The sequence below is a fragment of the Tolypothrix sp. VBCCA 56010 genome, assembly GCF_050875635.1.
Classification (GTDB): domain Bacteria; phylum Cyanobacteriota; class Cyanobacteriia; order Cyanobacteriales; family Nostocaceae; genus Hassallia.
In genome coordinates this window covers 1-306 of sequence record NZ_JBPAOH010000488.1, presented here as the reverse complement: position 1 = coordinate 306, position 306 = coordinate 1, and the positions used below count along the sequence as shown (strand labels likewise).

Below are 306 nucleotides of genomic sequence, written 5' to 3'. Positions count from 1 at the left end.
TCGACCCACTTATTCCACCGTAGAGAAACTCCACCGAAATAGGTTATGAGAGGCTTGTTTGACTCGCGTTCCACTGTTATTTGTAATACCTTATAAGTACCATCTTTTGTATCAATGGTTGCGCGATATCGCTTGTAAATTTTCTGGCAAGTAGTTTTAAACTTCTTAGCCAAAGTTTTTACCAACGAAAGCTCCATAACTCGTTTCAGTAAAGATAACGTGTGGAGGTTGTAAGCCATACGGTAGTACTGGACTACTCCTCGGTACTCCGCTTGATACTGACTAACTATGCTGTAGGCATCGTCA

Annotated in this window: 1 protein-coding gene; it reads right to left on the bottom strand. The window is 41.5% G+C overall.

The window, feature by feature from the left end; all coding sequences use genetic code 11:
* On the bottom strand, positions 1-306 hold a 306-nt coding region (locus AABK37_RS42070; protein WP_432557279.1), incomplete at both ends, for a group II intron reverse transcriptase/maturase.